Genomic DNA, 13478 nt, shown 5'->3' on the forward strand with positions numbered 1-13478 from the left:
GTGCTCCTTATTGCGCTGTATGCGTCGCTTTGACGTGGGTAAGACTGCGGTGCAGATGAAGGATGGTGGCCGCTTCGGCGAGCCTGGCGTTGCCAGCAGCGATGGCTTCGGCGATCGCTGCATGCTCCAGGGCTGCAGCATGCAGGCGCCGCTCGTCATCGGCCGCGAGGCGGCGCACGCGGACAAGATGGACGCGCAGGCCGCGCATCGCCTGGGCCAAGTAGGAGTTGGAGATGGCGCCGTCGATCGCATCATCGAGCCGGGTCACTAGGGCGTAGTATTCGTGCCGGGCTGGATCAGAGCCGCGGATAAGGGTCCCCGCTTCGAGAAACTCTTTCAGGAGTTGGTGGAAGACTCCTGCGTCTCCCCGCTCAGCCGCTAACGCGGCAGCCCTGCCCTCGAGTGTTTCGCGGAGCTCGAACAGTTCGTCGATGTCCTCTGTAGAGATGTCTGTTACGACGACACCCCGCCCGTCCGCCGCTGTCGTAAGTCCCTCCGCCGTCAGACGGCTTAACGCTTCGCGGAGAGGCGTCCGCGAGACCCCGAGTCGTTCAGACTGCTCGACTTCCGCAAGAACTGTGCCGGGGAGGAGGCGCCATTCGATGATGTCATCACGCAGCGCGGAGTAGGCCCTATCGCTGGCCCGCACGGCTCCTCCATTGGTCCTCATTATCCCAGTGTATACACTAACGGTCGGATCGCAACCAAGATCCCCACAAAGTGTGCGAGTCTCGAGCCCTGTTACTCGGAAATCCCTGTCTTCTGTATACAATATTCTGCCAAGAGGACCAACCCAAGTGGCGAACCGGAAACCAGACTATTCGTCGCGGTTCTATGGCCAAGCGGCCGCGGGGGACTTCGACTTGGCCGGGCGTTGTAGTGGTGGATGATGAGCTTCTTCAGCGGGCCCGTGGCTGTGGTTTCCTTGGAATCGCCGCGGGTTTGCACCGCGTCGCCCGGTGCTCGCGGTCATTCACGAGTACCTGGAATGCGGTCTCGAGTTCGGCGAAGGTGCCGTATTTGCGGGCGGAGGTTGGTCTCAGTGAGGGACGAGTTCGGGCTGGGCCAGTTTCACAGTCCTTTGACGCCAACCTTTGATCAGGGTGCGAGGGTGGGCAGGTCATCACCGCTGTCTCCGAACCTTGGAGTCATCCCGATTGCTGTAGGAGATGCCCGACCTCGTCGGCCACGCGCCGCATCTCAGGGCCGGCTTGATCTGCTATATCTTCTCGATGGGTAATGAGGTTCAGGCAGGCTCGCACACCAGCTCCGCCCATGGGAATCCACGCTGCAACACCGAACGCACCGGCCTCAACCTCTGAGTGGCTACGCGCGTAGCCCTTTTCGCGTGCGACCGCGACGTTGGCGGGCTCGTCCGCACTGGGAGCGCCGCCCGCGAGAATCGCGTAGCCCGCCGCGCCGAGCGTTAGTGGTGTGCGCATGCCGGGCTGGAACGAAATATGGTGTACGGGTGTTGTTGGCTCCACCATGGAGACTGCCACGACTTCTTCTCCCTCTTCAACGAACAGCGCAATTGTTGATTGGAGTCGGTCGGCGAGAGCGAGCATGGCCGGGCTGGCGACGTCCCGAAGGTTCGGGAGGTACGTCCCGGCGAGCGTCGCCAGGCGAGCACCCGGAATATAAAGTCCCGCCCTACTACGAGTCACCATCCGGTAGTCAGCGAGGGTCTGCAGAAGGCGGTAGGCAATCGACCGGTGGACGCCCAGCATCTCACTGACCTGTTGAACTGAGAGACCATCCTTGGAATCGGCCACTTCCAGGAGAACACGAAGGCCGCGCCTCAGCGTCTGGTTGCCGTCGCGGGGGTTGATCTGCAGACCCTTGTCCTTTGCTTCCATACGAATCAGCTTAGTGTGCAGCTAATGCACCGCGACCCCCGCCTTGATCAGGAGAAGGCGTCGGTGATCCTTCCGGTGATAGGCCTTGTTATCACCACCAGGCCAGGGCCCAGGCCTGAGACTCCGAGAAGAGAGCGAGGCCCAAAAGTTCGGATTACGTGGCGCTCGAGGATATCGGTGGGAAGTTGTCCGCCTAGTGAATCGATATGTCAGGGTTGACGGGGCAATGCTGGAGTGGCCTTGAGCACATGCTGCTCGATGTTGCACTGGTTCTGTGCGGAGACCTCACTTCTGGGAAAAGTGGACCACAGGCCACAAGAGCAGCGGTCTTCAGGGCTCGAGGTAAGAAGGCCGGGTGTTCGACGGCGACGTTGTTCGCAGACCGCCCCCTATGCTCGCGCATTTGCTGTCGCACCGCGCCCCTAGGCCTTTTCGATCTCCCCTGCCCTGGGCCTAAGTTGGGGATTGATGCGCCCAGTTAGAACTGACGATTCCCCGGCAGCAACCACGATGAGTTCGGGCTTCGGTGAGCTCTCCTTGTCGCTGAATACAACATTGTTGCCCTGGCAGCTGTACGGTCCAGGATCTTCCGATGAACAGGTCAAACCTGCGATGCTGCTTGTCTTCACCTTAGCTTCCGGTCCGCAGCCGGCGGTGTCCCAGGCTACCCGCCCGCCCAGTGACGACCAGGGCGAGCCATCAGTCAGGCGAATTCGAATCCGGGCCAGCCGGTATCGATCTCGTCCTTGACTTTTGCGTAATACGCCTTGAAACCGCCGGCATAAGGTATAAACACGCGGGTACCGTCGTCGGTTACCTTCACCATGTATTGGTTAATCTCGCGGCGGATGAGCTTCTCGGCGACCTCGGCCGAGTGCGCGACCCAGGCGTCCTGATCCCTCTGCTGCGGCTGGACGACGGAGAAGCCGTGCTCGTTCATATGCGTAAAGAGTTCCGCCAGCACGTCCACGTGATGCTGGTTCGCGACGAACATGTTCGCCAGCACGGAGGGACTCCCAGCGCCGGTAAGGAAGAACAGATTGGGGAATCCTCGGGTTTGAAGTCCAAGGTAAGTCTGTGGGCCGCGGTCCCATGCCTGGGAGGGCGTAACCCCGTCTGCGTTGCGAATGTTTGCGTCGTCCAAGGCGCCGGTAAAGGCTTCGAAGCCCATGGCGAAGACGATGACATCGAACTCATACTCACGCCCCGTGGTTTGGATGCCGTGGGGGGTCAGCCGGACAATTGGCTCGCTACGCATGTCTACAAGATTGACGTTGTCTTGGTTCAATGCTTCGTAATAACCGGTGTCGAGAATGAGCCGCTTGGTTCCGATGGGGTACTCGTCTGGCACTACGGCGGCCCGGATGGCGGGGTCCTCTACCTTGTCGCGGACCTTTGAACGGACGAACTCGGCCACGAGTGTGTTCGTGTCCCAGTCAACTGCCTGATCAGAGAAGACCCCCACCATGGACTGACTGCCGAAATCCCACCGCTGCTGCAACAGCAACTGCTGATCCTCGGTGGAGAATGCCGAGGCGGGTCCTGCAGGCGGGGGAGCGAACCCCCCGAAATGCGTCTGCGATAGCTCGTTCCACAGTTCCGGAAATCGCCCGCGAAGCCGTTGCCGACGAGACTCGTCAGGCCGCCGGTTCTGAGCAGGAATGGAGTAGTGGGGAGTGCGCTGGAAGACGGTCAAGTGGTCTGCGACCTCGGCGATCGCGGTCGCGGCTTGAACGCCTGAGGACCCGGTGCCGATGACGGCGATACGCTTTCCAGCGAGTTCCACTTCGTCGTGAGGCCATCGCGAGGTCTGGTACCACTCGCCCTCGAAATCGTGGAGACCTTCGAACTGGGGGTCGCGAGGTCGGGAGAGCTGTCCCGTGGCCATGACCAGGTATCGGGGGCTCAGCGTGGCGCCGTCGTCGGTCTCAACGAGCCACCGCTTCTCCTTAGGCTGCCACGTGGTGCCGATGACCCGGGTGTTGAAGCGGATGCTTCGCCGGACATCATACTTGTCCGCAACGTGCTTCAGATAGGCAAGCACTTGCGGCTGGGTGGCATAGCGGTCTTCCCAGTCCCACGTTTTGTACAACTCTTCGTCGAAGAAGTAGTTAAACATGTCACTGTCGAGGTCGACCCGTGCGCCTGGGTACCCATTGTGATACCAGACTCCGCCAACCTCGGGAGCGGCCTCGATGCCGAGCACTGACATGCCCGTCTCTCGAAGGCGCTTGATGCCGTAAATGCCAGCGATGCCGGCTCCGACGATGACCACGTCTGGAGAATGATCCCCTGCCGTTTGTACATTGTCCGGTCCCATATGCTCATCCTCGCTCTGTAAGATCTGTCATTGTTCCCAAGGCAAGCTAGCGCTTGTTTTGATTTACCGCATAAAGCTGATTCCTCTGGGTTAAACGAGCGTCCTGGCCAGAGGGCAGAAAACTAGGGTGCAGACCATCCGCTTTCGTCGGAGAACTGCGTCAAGGACGTCTAGTTTGGGCTGACACCTTGCCGCCAAAGCGGATGCTGGGGAAGGTATTCGGGTCGCTCTACTCTCGCCGATGTTGTGGAGTCATCTGGGTCATTGCCCACAGCGAGATGGCACTGACCCGAAATGCCACGAAGCCGCTCTCGATTGCCCAGTTCATAGTCATCGCATTGACCGCTTTTGGTAGCACCGTAAGCGCTCATTCCAAGGATGCCATGTTGCGCGCCGGAGACGATGCTTACGGCCTGCCGCTGCGGCAAGCGGGCACTCTCCCTGTGATCTCGGCCCGCATCGGTTACGACGAAGGCCTTGTCGCTGAGGACGATATTGGACGTCAACGCTCACTCCCCCTCGAGTGTCCCTATCGAAGGGCATACTGCGAACAAATCAATGCGATATTTGAACTAGATGAACCATAGTGCCATGTCTGGTGGACGTCAAGCGTCCGCAGGAAGTCCCAAGTACTGCCCGTCCTGGTACCGCTGCTGCGCAGGAACAATGGATTGCGGTCAGCGAGAGCCAAGCCGATCTAGCTTCGGGAATTCTGTTTCACCCTGACAGTGACCGACTTTTCCACCGGGTGGAGTGTGAGCCGGTCGGTGGCGAACCGCGGGGCTAAATGGGTCTTCGACGCCCTCGAACACGTCATCCCGGTTTTCCCCTTCCCCATCATTTCCCCGCTGGCGAAGGTGAAGCTGTCCTTCTACAACCTGGGAGAATCTCGAATCCCGGCCAAGTTGGGGATTGACTCCTTTGCCCACTCACATGATACTTAGTCCAGTATTCATACGTGCTGTTTGATGAGTGGTCGTACCGCCCGGGTCCTCGTAGGCCGAAGTCACGAGCGCGTGAGACCCACCGCTTCCCGGTGGCGCGTTGCGCATTGCACGATGACAGAGAGGCTCAAACGATGACCCCGAAACACAAGCTCCCAGCGGTAGCGATTGCTGCCGCACTTGCCCTGTCCGGATGTGCACAGGGTGGTGAAACGGACCCTGCAGAAGGAATGGCGGCGGGCGACGCCGTCCTGCAGTTCGGCACGAGCACGACCCCGAACAATCTCGACCCCCACAGGACCTCGTTCCCCAGCGACTGCACTTACCTTTGTCCGGCCTACGACCGGCTGGTGCATGTCGATCCGGATGGCAGCCTGATCCCCGGACTCGCGGAGTCATGGGAGTTCAGTCAAGACGGCCTGAAGTTGACCTTTCACATTCGTAAGGGCGTGGCGTTCAAAGACGGCACCGTCCTGGACGGCGAGGCCGTGAAGGCGAGCCTGCTCCGGGCACGCGACCTCCCGGAATCTGCCGTGAAGAGTGACTTCGCCACGGTGGCCGACGTGACCGTGGACGATCCGCAGACGGTCACGCTAAGCCTGAGCGCTCCGAACGCGGCCATGCCCGCCATTCTCTCGGGTCTTGCTGGCGCCGTCATCAACCCGACCGCGCTGGCGATGGGCGTAAACCTCAGCGAAACATTGGACGGAGCCGGTGCATTCCGGTTCGTCTCGTACACAACCGGCAGCGAGCTCAAGTTGGAACGGAACCCCGATTACTGGGGCGAGGCGCCTGGGCTGGCCGGCATCGACTTCAAGATAGTCACGGATCCAGCTGCGCTCGCCAACGCACTGCTGGCGGGCCAAGTCGACACTGCTCTGGTGCTCTCGCAAAATATAGGTCCTTTCAAGGATAACGGGGACTTCACTGTCAAGGCGGAGACCGTGCTTTTCCAAACCGCTATGCTGGCGAACTTCAAAATTGCCGGGCTCACCGATGAGCGCGTGCGCCAGGCGCTCCTGCACGGTATCGACCGCGAGAGCATCTGCGAGACCCTCTATGCCGGGTTCTGCAAGGTGTCCGACCAGCCGTTCCCGCCCGGATATTTCGCATACGACGAGAGCCTCCCCGATGTCCTTTACCCCTATGACCCGGAGAAGGCCAAGGCCCTCCTAACCGAGGCAGGCGAGGCGGACCTGTCGATCACCGCGATTGTGCCCGGAGCGAATTACACCCAGCTCGCGCAGGTTATAAAGGAGCAGCTGAAGGAGATCGGGGTCAATATGGAGATTTTGCCCCTCGACAACTCGGCAATGGCGCAGAAGTTTATCGTCGACAAAACCGGTGAGATGGTCATCACCGGCGTCGTTGGTCGGTCGGACCCATCGCAGCTGTTCGCCTCACGCTTCTCTGAAAAAGGGGTCTTCAATCCGGGCGGATTCGTGACGCCCGAGCTGGATGAGCTGCTGGCCGACTCGCTCGCAGTGACCGATCCCGATGAGCGCAGGGCCGTCCTTCAGGCGGCGTCCCGGGAGGCCGCCGAATCAGCACTGTCCCTGATGCTGAACTTCCCGGCACGCATCTACGTGATGAAGAAGGGTGTTGACTTCGACGTCTATCTGAGCGGCCTGCAGGAGATCAGCGGAGCCACGAAGGTGGACTGATGACGCAACGCGACGGATCCTTTCGTCGGTCAGCCCACGGCATCGACCTTGCGCCAATAGCGTTGACCGTGCAATATGAGAACGCCTATGCTCCATATATGCGACATTGAACATTTTTCAGTCAAAGGAGACTGCAACAGTGAAACGTTTTCTCATGAACATTGTGGCGACCGGCACCACCGCTCTGCTGCTCGCTGGATGTGCCTCTGCGGGCAGCGGACCTAGTGATGCGGACGCCGCAGATGAATCTGACGGCCCGATTAAGATCGCTATCGTGTATGGTCTCACCGGCGCATTCGCTGGAACGGGCAGCATCTTCATGACCGGCTTTGACGCTGCCGTCAAACACCTCAACGACGAAGGCGGCATCAAAGGGCGCCAGATTGAGGTAAAACTCCTCGACAGCAAGAGCGACCCGACGCACGCTGTCAGCGTGCTCACCGAACTCCTGGACTCCGGATACGACCCCGATGTCATCATCCCCGGTGGAGTTAGCAGTGAGGTCCTTGCCATGCTTCCGCTTGCAACGGACGCGAAGCTCTTCAGTGTCGCGCCCGGGACGAACTCGGCGATCAACGATCATGGTGCCTATCCCCACCACATCGGCAGTTTGACCCCGGCCAGCGCGAGTCTCTCAAGCGTGGCTAGGAGTTTCACCGACGACGGGATCAAGACGCTCGGAGTGGTTCTGCCTGGTGACGCGTTTGGCGATTCCCTGCTCAGCGGTATCACTGCGATCGCGAGCGATGCAGGCGTCAAGATCGTCCAGGTCGAGCGCCCGGATCCAGCCGCGCTCAACTTCGATGTTGAAGTGCAACGCGTGAAGTCTGCAGCGCCCGATGCGATGTTTTTCGACTTCGCGGGGCACGATTCCCTGGCACGGCTATTGAGCTCGCGCGTCGCAGTCGGAGCGACAGACATCCCGTTCTATGGAGGAACCGGAGCAGCAGCCGCGGTCCTGTCCAATCTCGCGGAACCCTCGGCACTGGAGAACTGCTCGCTCCCAGTCTACTCATTCACCGTCACACCAGACTCACCCGCTGACCACCTCAAGCCCTTGTATGCTGCCTTCGCCGATAGCGACGTCGGAATCCTGGCGGGGGCACTCGGTTGGGACGTCGTTCACCTCGCCGCGCTTGCCATCGAACGCACGGACGGTGACACGAGTGGAGATGCCCTTATCGCTGCAATACGGAACGAGCCTGTTCCCGGAGACTACCTGGCACTCTATCCCGGTGGCGTGACCTACAGCGAAGACGACGTTTTCCCGACTCCTGCGAAGGGTGCCTTCGGTCTTGTGGAGTGTGGCGCGAGCGTCAAAGACGGGCTTTGGGTGGAATAACCAGGCAGCAGGTCGCGCCTCACTTGAGATTCGACCTGCCACTTGATTTAGCCCTCCTGGCCAGAAATCAACCGACTTGAGTAGGCGGTCACCCAGCCCGCCCTCGCGACAAAGAGGAAATGTAATGAAACAGTTCTACGACGTCGTCGTTCTGGGATCGGGAGCGGCGGGATTGACAGCAGCATTGGCCTCGGCCGTCGACGGCGCGACGGTAGCCGTCTACGAGAAGGCTGCGCTGCTCGGCGGAACGACCGCGTTGTCGGGCGCTGGGATTTGGATCCCCGACAATGGGCCCGCGCGGGAACTTGGAATCGAGGATTCGCACGAGAGCGGTCTTGAATATCTGCTGAGTCTTTCGAAGGGGATGATCCTCGAGGAACTGGCCGAAGCTCTCATTCAGGGTGGGCCTCGATTCGTCGAGTTCCTCGAAGAGCACACTGAGCTGCGAATGCAGGTTGTCGAAGGATACCCCGATTATCACCCCGAACAGCCAGGGGGACTTCCCGGCGGTGGACGAACACTGGAACCCGGCCTTGTCTCTACAAAAGGATTTGAGGATTGGGCGGTCCGTATCAGTGGCGACGTGAAGCGGATCGTCCTCGCGGAGATGCCACTAGGAGGGAGCTCTGGTGTGATTCCAGCGTCGGCAAATGCAGAACGGGAGGAAGGCAGTCTTGAGGGGCTCGGCCGCGCCCTGATCATTGGTCTTCTGCGTTCGTGCCTTGATCTGGGCGTCGACGTCGTCACCGAGGCCAGAGGTTTGCGCCTCTTGACTGAGCGAAGCGCCGTGACTGGAGTCGAGATAGAAACACCGGACGGTGTGGCGTCGGTACAGGCTGGCGCTGTCGTCCTGGCCACTGGCGGCTTCGAATGTGATCCTGCGCTGGTGCGCGACTTCCTTCGCGGCCCGATCTCGCGCACTGTAGGCGCCCCTTCGAATACGGGCGATGGCTTACGGATGGCGATGCGGGTGGGTGCCCAACTTGGCAATATGCGCGAGGCCTGGTGGGCCCCAGTCATCTCTCTACCAGGAGTTCGCCGCGACGGCGGCCGGAATGGTCTGCTCACAGCACGGGAGCGCGCGCTCCCCGGATCGCTGATGATCAACCGCCAGGGACGTCGGTTCGCTAACGAGGCCGCCAACTACAATGCCTTTGGCGGTGCGTACCATGAACTTGACGCCTCGAGGTTCGACTATCTGAACCTTCCAAGCTACCTCATCTTCGATCAGTCGGTGGTCGACCGATTCGGAGTATTCGGTGGCGGTCCAGGTGGCGGTGTGCCCGATTGGGTGACTCGTGCAGGCTCTCTCAACGATCTCGCCGAGGCGCTTGGTGTGCCGGCTGACAGCCTGCGGGAAACCGTGGCGCGGTTCAACGACCATGCGAGAACCGGCGTGGACCCAGACTTTGGTCGGGGCGAGAGCGCTTATGACCGGTTTCCTGGCGGTCGACTCCTGAACCCGGATTCCGTTTTCTCCACCTTGGGGCCGGTGGAGATAGGGCCGTTCTACGGCGTCGAAGTTGAGTCTTCGGCGCTGGGCACAAAAGGCGGTCCGCGAACCGATTCCGTCGGCCATGTGCTCGATGTCGATGGCGACATTATTCGGGGGCTGTACGCCGCAGGCAACGTCATGGCGAACCCGACAGGGATGGTCTACGGCGGGGCGGGGGCGACGCTCGCAGTCGCGGGTGTGTGGGGTATGAATGCAGGCCGCGCGGCAGCCGCTGACACCATGCTTGAGACAACTGGCGAAAGGAACGGCCCACGATGACGATCGCTATCCTCGCTGGATTGTCGACGGGCGCGATCTATGCGCTGATTGCCATCGGGTACAACATCACCCTCACATCATCGGGGGTACTCAATTTTGCCTTTGCGAATATTCTTGTCTTCGGGGGATTCGTTGCCATAACGACGGTCGGGCTGGGTCTGTCCCTGCCGGTCACGCTGGTTATTTGTGCGGTGGTCTGCGCTCTAATGGCAGCTATCGTCCAGCTCATCGCTGTGCGATATCTGCCGGCTGGTAGCCATGCGGAACTCATCACCACCTTGGGGGCCGCGACCATCCTCACTGCAATCACGGCCATCATCTGGGGAACCGATCCGCAACGGCTCGTCCTCTTCGCGCAGGAGCCCATCGAACTCCTCGGAGGCAGGGTGCTCCCGAACACACTGATCCTGATCGCGCTTCCCATCGTCTTTGGGTTGACCATGCATCTGCTCATGCACGGTACGAGGTTCGGCCAGTCGAGTCGCGCCCAAGCCTTCGACCGGGAGGCAACGATGCTTCGCGGCGTCAATGTGCTCTGGCTGTCGGTCGGTTCCTTCGCCATCGCCGGCGTATTCGCAGGACTCGTCGGACCCTTCGTGCTCGTCTCAACGTCAGCGAGTCCTTACCTGGCGCTTAGCCTTGCGCTGAAAGGCTTTGTCGTACTGGCGCTCGGCGGGCTGGGCAGCCAACTAGGGGCAGTGATAGCCGGGTTCGCAATCGGCCTCATTGAGGCGCTGGTGGCACTGTTCGTCGGTCCGTTTTTCGGCGACTACGCGGTGTTTGTTGTCTTCGTGCTCGTGCTCCTGTTCCGCTCGGGCGGGCTGTTCGGCAATCGGAATCTGAGGCTCGTCTAATGGCAACATATCCCATCACCGCGGCAAGCCCGATTCGTCCCTTCCTGCTTCCCATTCTTTGGATCGGGATCACTGTACTTGTTGCCATCGCACCCCTCCTCGGGCTTCCAAACTTTTGGTCCCGACAGGTCCTTCTGATCTCCACGATGGCCCTTCTTGTCATCGGCCTGAACCTTAACCTTGGCTGGGCGGGCGAGCTGAACATGGGGCTTCCCGCTATGTACGCGGTGGGGGCCTACCTGACCGCCTATTTGGCCACCCGAGTCATCAATGACATTGCGCTCCTGCTGGCTCTTTCGGCGGGCGTCGCAGTCGTCGTCGGGCTTATAGCCGGCGCGCCGGGTATCCGGCTCGGCGGATGGATGCTAGCCGTGTGCTCGTTCCTTCTCGTCTTGCTCATCCCCAATACGCTCCAGGTGATCCCATACGAAATCCTCGGCGGACAATCCGGCTTTACCGGCATTCCGAGACCGATGCTCTTCGGAAACAAACTCGACGGAAGTGCGTTCTTCGTAGTTGTCGTCGTTGTCACCTCCACGTGGTTCGCGGTCTACCGCAGCGCTGTGAAGTCGCAGTTCGGCAACTGCCTCATGATCCTGCAGCAAGGTTCCGTGTTGGCTCCGTCACTGGGGATGTCGCGCTACCGGCTCAAACTGATGACGTATGCTTTTGCGTCCCTTCCAGTCGGGATGGCCGGCGCATTCTTCGCCTATACAGATCGCTTCATTGCCCCAGAAAGCGTTGGCCTGCACCTCATCATCAATGTGCTGGTTGCATCGATCGTCGCTGGCAGGCGCAGCATCTATGCAATCTTCATTGGAGTGGCGTTCGTGCAGATTATCAGCACTCAATCGACACGCTTCGGCGAGTTCGGTGAAGTGGCATTCGGCGCGTTTCTCGTCATAGGAGGGTTGGCATTTGGCTCAGGCATGTCCGGGCTGGGCAAGAAAATCGCCCGTCGCTTCACGCGTAACAAGTCGCCTGCATCCGTGGTCTCCCCTGGCGCAGGCCGATCACTCGACCTCCCCGCCCTGCCCGGCAAGGATCTCAGGCTCGAGTCCGTATCCAAGTCTTTCGGCGGGGTGGAAGCGGTGAGTGAGGCCACCTTTATCGCCGGCGCCGGTCAGATCACTGCATTGATTGGACCGAACGGCTCGGGGAAGACAACGACTCTCAACATCATCAACGGTTTCGAAAGGCCGACCAGTGGGAAAGTCTTTCTCGGAGATGAGGACGTCACAACCCTGTCCGCCATGGAAGTGGCACGTCGCGGTGTTCGGCGCACCTTTCAGACGCCAGCGATCCCCGGCGACCTTTCGGTGCTGGACGTCGTCGCGTCGGGTCGCATCCATACGCACGATGCGTCGCTCTTCGCGACTATTTTCCGGCTGCCTTCATACCGACGGAGTATCAGGGAGAATCGCGCGGCAGCCTCGCGCTGGCTCGACATCCTCGGACTAGGCAATGTAGCCCACGAGTCGGCGGCTGAGATGTCGCTCGGGACCCGCCGCATGATTGAACTCGCTCGCGCCCTGTGCGCCAGCCCGTCTGTCGTGCTATTGGACGAGGTCGCGTCCGGCCTCGATCGGGACGAAGTCCAGGAACTCACAGCAGTACTGCGGAGAGTGAGGGATGCGGGAGCGACTGTCATTCTCGTTGAACACAACTTCAGTCTTGTTCAATCCCTTGCGGACTACGTCGTGGTCCTTGCGGAAGGGAGGGTACTGACGGATGGCGATCCGCGCACGGTTGCCGAGCATCCTGAAGTGCTGGAGCGGTTCCTCGGGGTGGGTGCTGGGGTTACCGGAACGACTGTTGTTGTCGACGGCATAGAGGTTCCAGCGGAAGCAGTTCGACCATGAGCACCATTCTGAACGTGTCCAGCCTGGCCACGGGCTATGGGGACCTGCGCGTAGTCTGGGATGTTAGCTTTTCCGTCCAGCAAGGGGAAGTGCTCGCCCTCCTCGGGCGCAACGGGGCAGGAAAGTCAACCATCCTTCGCACGGTGATGGGGCTTAATCCGGTGCAGTCGGGTCGGATCGAATATGAGGGCAAGGATCTGGGCCGGTCACCTGTCTACGATCGAGTGAAACAGGGTATCGGCTTTGTGCAAGAGGGGAAGCGCCTCATCGGAGACATGACCGTCGAGGAGAATCTGAAACTCGGAGCCCACTCCCGCCGCTGGACCCGCGCCGATCTTGCCCCGCGGCTTGAGTGGGCCTACGAGATGTTCCCCATTCTTCGCGATCGGCGAACGTCTCTTGCTGCGATGCTTTCGGGCGGTCAGCAGCAGATGCTTGCCATCGCCCAGGCGCTCATGCCCGAACCACGTCTTCTCCTCGTGGACGAGCCATCCGCGGGGCTGGCTCCCGCCGTTGTGGGAGATGTCCTGGCGGGCCTGGCCCGCCTGAGCGACAGCGGAATGTCGATCGTGCTGGTGGAGCAGTCCGTTGACTTCGCGCTCCAGTTGGCCACGCACGTGGTCGCCGTTGACCTTGGGCATGTGGTCTATTTCAGCCCCGCAGGTGATCCCGGCGTGAGGGAGGCCCTACGCGAGGCTTACCTAGGGCAGACCGAAGTCTCGCAGCACCCCTCCATACGACCATGACGTTCTCAGAACGTTTTACCGTGAATCTTCCTACTCAGCCAAAGGGACCGAAAACAATGACAAATACTATGCAGGCGCCACTCACAGGACTGACAGATCGGGAAACCGCTGAC

At 60.5% G+C, this 13478-nt stretch carries 10 protein-coding genes; 7 read left to right on the forward strand and 3 right to left on the reverse strand.

Features of this window, described 5'->3' with window-relative positions:
- Positions 1-7 precede the first annotated feature (7 nt).
- The 3 genes from M1E17_RS09595 to M1E17_RS09605 all read right to left on the reverse strand — a co-directional run bounded on the left by M1E17_RS09595 (position 8) and on the right by M1E17_RS09605 (position 4179).
- Positions 8-649 carry a GntR family transcriptional regulator gene (locus M1E17_RS09595; RefSeq protein ID WP_457967678.1) on the reverse strand — a complete coding sequence of 214 codons (642 nt, stop codon included), beginning with the start codon at positions 647-649 and terminating at the stop codon, positions 8-10.
- Between the two features lie 499 nt (positions 650-1148).
- A complete protein-coding gene (locus M1E17_RS09600) occupies positions 1149-1859 on the reverse strand; it encodes an IclR family transcriptional regulator (protein ID WP_457966917.1) in 711 nt (236 codons plus the stop codon).
- Positions 1860-2562: 703 nt separating this feature from the next.
- The gene (locus tag M1E17_RS09605; protein ID WP_457966918.1) at positions 2563-4179 is read right to left on the reverse strand and encodes a flavin-containing monooxygenase; all 1617 of its coding nucleotides are present in this window, start codon (positions 4177-4179) and stop codon (positions 2563-2565) included.
- Between the two features lie 728 nt (positions 4180-4907).
- On the opposite strand from M1E17_RS09605, the gene M1E17_RS09610 reads away from it, so the two are divergent.
- The 7 genes from M1E17_RS09610 (at position 4908) to M1E17_RS09640 (ending at position 13365) form a co-directional block, all read left to right on the forward strand.
- Positions 4908-5123, forward strand: coding sequence for a hypothetical protein (locus M1E17_RS09610; RefSeq protein ID WP_457966920.1), 216 nt, complete (start codon positions 4908-4910; stop codon positions 5121-5123).
- Between the two features lie 230 nt (positions 5124-5353).
- Positions 5354-6787, forward strand: a complete 1434-nt coding sequence (locus tag M1E17_RS09615) for an ABC transporter substrate-binding protein (RefSeq protein ID WP_457966922.1) — start codon at positions 5354-5356, stop codon at positions 6785-6787.
- Positions 6788-6926: 139 nt separating this feature from the next.
- Positions 6927-8129, forward strand: a complete 1203-nt coding sequence (locus M1E17_RS09620) for an ABC transporter substrate-binding protein (RefSeq protein WP_457966924.1) — start codon at positions 6927-6929, stop codon at positions 8127-8129.
- A 124-nt stretch (positions 8130-8253) separates the two neighbouring features.
- Entirely contained in the window at positions 8254-9903 is a 1650-nt protein-coding gene (locus tag M1E17_RS09625; protein ID WP_457966926.1) for an FAD-dependent oxidoreductase, read from the forward strand.
- Positions 9900-10757 (forward strand): branched-chain amino acid ABC transporter permease, encoded by an 858-nt coding sequence (locus M1E17_RS09630; protein ID WP_457966928.1) that lies wholly within the window; start codon positions 9900-9902, stop codon positions 10755-10757. Before M1E17_RS09625 ends, M1E17_RS09630 begins: the two co-directional genes overlap by 4 nt.
- A complete protein-coding gene (locus M1E17_RS09635; protein WP_457966930.1) occupies positions 10757-12619 on the forward strand; it encodes a branched-chain amino acid ABC transporter ATP-binding protein/permease in 1863 nt (620 codons plus the stop codon). The genes M1E17_RS09630 and M1E17_RS09635 overlap by 1 nt, the downstream gene beginning before the upstream one ends.
- Positions 12616-13365, forward strand: a complete 750-nt coding sequence (locus M1E17_RS09640; RefSeq protein ID WP_457966932.1) for an ABC transporter ATP-binding protein — start codon at positions 12616-12618, stop codon at positions 13363-13365. The genes M1E17_RS09635 and M1E17_RS09640 overlap by 4 nt, the downstream gene beginning before the upstream one ends.
- Positions 13366-13478: the final 113 nt, after the last annotated feature.

It is taken from the genome of Arthrobacter sp. D1-29 (assembly GCF_054130585.1).

Excerpts from the sequence above, each read along its gene's own strand:
- M1E17_RS09600 (WP_457966917.1), bottom strand. The coding sequence starts at position 1,859 with ATGGAAGCAAAGGACAAGGGTCTGCAGATCAACCCCCGCGACGGCAAC.
- M1E17_RS09605 (WP_457966918.1), bottom strand. The coding sequence starts at position 4,179 with ATGGGACCGGACAATGTACAAACGGCAGGGGATCATTCTCCAGACGTG.
- M1E17_RS09615 (WP_457966922.1), top strand. The coding sequence starts at position 5,354 with ATGGCGGCGGGCGACGCCGTCCTGCAGTTCGGCACGAGCACGACCCCG.
- M1E17_RS09625 (WP_457966926.1), top strand. The coding sequence starts at position 8,254 with ATGAAACAGTTCTACGACGTCGTCGTTCTGGGATCGGGAGCGGCGGGA.
- M1E17_RS09630 (WP_457966928.1), top strand. The coding sequence starts at position 9,900 with ATGACGATCGCTATCCTCGCTGGATTGTCGACGGGCGCGATCTATGCG.
- M1E17_RS09635 (WP_457966930.1), top strand. The coding sequence starts at position 10,757 with ATGGCAACATATCCCATCACCGCGGCAAGCCCGATTCGTCCCTTCCTG.
- M1E17_RS09640 (WP_457966932.1), top strand. The coding sequence starts at position 12,616 with ATGAGCACCATTCTGAACGTGTCCAGCCTGGCCACGGGCTATGGGGAC.